This is a genomic window from Enterococcus sp. RTP21361st1_A6_RTP21361_211029 (assembly GCF_040910045.1).
Classification (GTDB): Bacteria; Bacillota; Bacilli; order Lactobacillales; family Enterococcaceae; genus Enterococcus_D; species Enterococcus_D gallinarum.
The window spans coordinates 1-2,975 of the sequence record NZ_JBDGBK010000163.1; the positions used below are offsets into that span (position 1 = coordinate 1).

General features: G+C 41.1%; 3 protein-coding genes. All 3 read right to left on the minus strand.

The window, feature by feature from the left end; genetic code table 11:
• Positions 1–1,238: NCS2 family permease (locus AB5Z52_RS16425; protein WP_368267051.1), on the minus strand; the 1,238-nt coding region annotated here is incomplete at its 3' end.
• Between the two features lie 367 nt (positions 1,239–1,605).
• Complete coding sequence (locus AB5Z52_RS16430; RefSeq protein WP_137264327.1) at positions 1,606–2,205, minus strand: NUDIX hydrolase; 600 nt, start codon at positions 2,203–2,205, stop codon at positions 1,606–1,608.
• 115 nt (positions 2,206–2,320) lie between these two features.
• Positions 2,321–2,975, minus strand: a 655-nt coding sequence (locus AB5Z52_RS16435) for an FUSC family protein (RefSeq protein ID WP_368267053.1), incomplete at its 5' end; no start/stop codon positions are given.

Here is a 2,975-nt window from a genome sequence, read left to right on the forward strand (position 1 = left end):
CCACGTTTGGCCGCAATCATTGTGATTGGATAGAAAATGAAACCTAGCGCGATCCCGTCAGAAATACTATAAGTCAAAGGCATGCCTAATAAAATCAGAAAAGAAGGAATCGCGATTTCCATTTCATGCCATTTGATTTCTTTTAGTGATTGCGCCATCAGTACTCCGACAATAATCAATGCTGGTGCTGTAACCTGAGAGGTCACTACTGATAAAAGCGGAGAAAAGAATAGACCAAACAAAAAGAAAATACCTGTGGTCACAGCTGTTAGTCCAGAACGACCGCCGACAGCGATCCCTGCTGAAGATTCCACATATGCGCCTACTGGAGAAGTTCCTAGTAATGATCCTGCCAACATCGCTGTCGAATCTGACGCTAATGCTTTCCCCACTCGAGGCATCTTATTGTCTTTCATGAAACCTGCTTGATTGGCTAAACCAACTAACGTACCGGCAGTATCAAAGAAAGTGACTAGTAAGAATGTTAGGACAACGACCCACATTTGCAATGTGTTGATGTCACCGACATGCTTCAATGCGACTAAAAAAGTCGACGACATACTAGGTGCTGCCGAAACGATCGAACTTGGTGCGTGGATCAAACCTGTCACTAAACCAAGAATGGTCGTCGCTGCCATCCCAATGAAAATCCCGCCAGGTACTCGACGAACCATCAACACAGCCGTAATGACCATGCCAAAGATCGTTAACCATGTCGTACCTACACTCAATGATCCTAAGGCAACTAACGTTGAATCGTCGGAAACAATGATCCCACCTTCACTAAGACCAAGGAAAGCAATGAACAAGCCTATCCCACCAGAAATAGCATATTTCAAGTCGGAAGGAATCGCATCAATGATCATTTCACGAAGTTTAAAAATCGTGATTGCAATAAAAATCAGCGAAGCGACAAAAACACCGGCTAGTGCCGTTTGCCAAGGCACACCCATCCCGATACAGACTGAATAAGAAAAGAACGCGTTGATTCCTAACGCAGGAGCTGTCGCAATCGGGTATTTTGCCAAGACTCCCATCAAAATACATCCGAGGGCACTTGCTAATGCTGTGGCTGTAAAGACCGCTCCCTCATCCATACCAGAAGCACCAAGGACCGTTGGATTGACAAAAAGAATATAGGCCATTGAAATAAATGTCGTGAATCCAGCCAAGAGTTCCCGCTTGATGGTCGTGTTGAGCTCATCAAGCCCAAAATAAGAGTGAAGCACATTTTTCATTTTTTGAATCCTCCATTATTCAAATAGGCGCGATTATTTTCCCTCTGAATCCTTAATAAAACAACGAAATCAATGATATACCAACTTTTCCTCCAAGTAAATAAACTTTTCTAAAAATTTCAGAACTATTTTCATTTTCATTTAAGATGCTAAAACCGCTTATTTCCCATACACAGTGCCTCATACTCGTTATGCTTCGATTGTACCACTTGAATAGTAAAAACAAAAAAAGTCTGTACTGTCAGAAACAAAAATAGGCAGCCAAAGAACGATCATCTTTTCCGCAGAAAAGCCAATCCTACCTGACAGAAAGATCCTATCAGGATTTCTTTTGCTGACCTATTGGTTAAACTGTTTTTGTGAATGATCAATCCACAAAATTTTGCTCTTCCTCAATCAAAATCTTTAATTGTTCTGCTGTCGTTCGTTTCATTGACAACGGCGGCAACTCTTCCAACGTAAAAAAGCCACTGGCAGAGGTTTCACTGTTCGTCACAAAAGAACCTTCTTTGATCGAACAGGCAAAAACTAATTTATAATATTGAAACAATTGTGGAATGTCTTTGCGCAGATTAGTATCAAATACTGCACAAAGTTTGTCAACTTCAACAACTAATCCTGTCTCTTCCAACACTTCTTTTATAACGTTTTCTTTGGGTGAGAAACCGACTTCTGCATAGCCACCCGGTAAAGACCACTCTTTTGTATGAATGTCTTCCACTAATAAGACTTTGTTATCCTGACGAATCAATGCTCGAACATCAACTTTTGGTGTTGGATACCCCTCATTGGCATCTAGCACAAGTTTAAGCGTATCGGTTGTTTCTTTCGTCGATCGGCTCATCAATTTCACTAGAATTTCTTTCATTTCGACATAACGCTCTTGATCATAAATATCCTTGCCATAATAGATCCCAGCATCAGCGATTGCTAGCAATCGCTGATACTTCTCAAAAATCTCCTGCATCTGCTCCCCTCGCTTTGTGCTCTGTCATTCTCTCTTTATGATAAAGCAAATCCTGGCAGATAGAAAGCCAGACAGCACTAATTTCTAAAGTCAGCTAGCATTATTCAACAAGCAATCATTCTTTGCGATAGATCATGCTTTGCTGGATTTGCTTTAACGCAAAATCCATGAGAAAAATCAATCCCATAGCCAATAAACTACCGATCAATGTTCCCGAGAAACGCCAAGGAATCAGATGGAGTGGTACAAAACTACTGCCGATAGTCATCAAAAGCAGCACTTGCGGATTGGTAAAAAAGTTGGCGATCGTATAATTGACAGGCATGAAATATTCCGTCAATACATTCAATACAATCAAAATAGCAGCTTTTGCTTCTAATGGTAAATCCAGTGCCATGAGTAAGAAACCTAATAAGAGCCCAACTATTCCTCCTAGCACACGACCGATTGTTCTTTTTTTGATGTTTTCCATATGTTCGCCAGCGAGTACCGCGGCTGCAGAAATCAAGATCCAATAACCATTGCTTGCTCTCAACAGATATCCACTATAAGTAGCAATAAATAAAATCATCGAAAAATGCATCGCTTTTAGGATTATTTCCGGTTGGTGGTAAAGAGCGACATAATACTTATCTTTGAGAGAAAGCTGCTGAAAGCGATCTTTGGGTAAATGAAAAGGCAGCCTTTCTGCAGCGGAGATCAGCAACCCAGCCGCCAGAGAACCTACGATTCCATAAAGAAGATAGGAGCTTTGATGAAGAATCGCCAGT

Coding starts and splice junctions, on each gene's coding strand:
- AB5Z52_RS16430 (WP_137264327.1), bottom strand. CDS start 2,205: ATGCAGGAGATTTTTGAGAAGTATCAGCGATTGCTAGCAATCGCTGAT.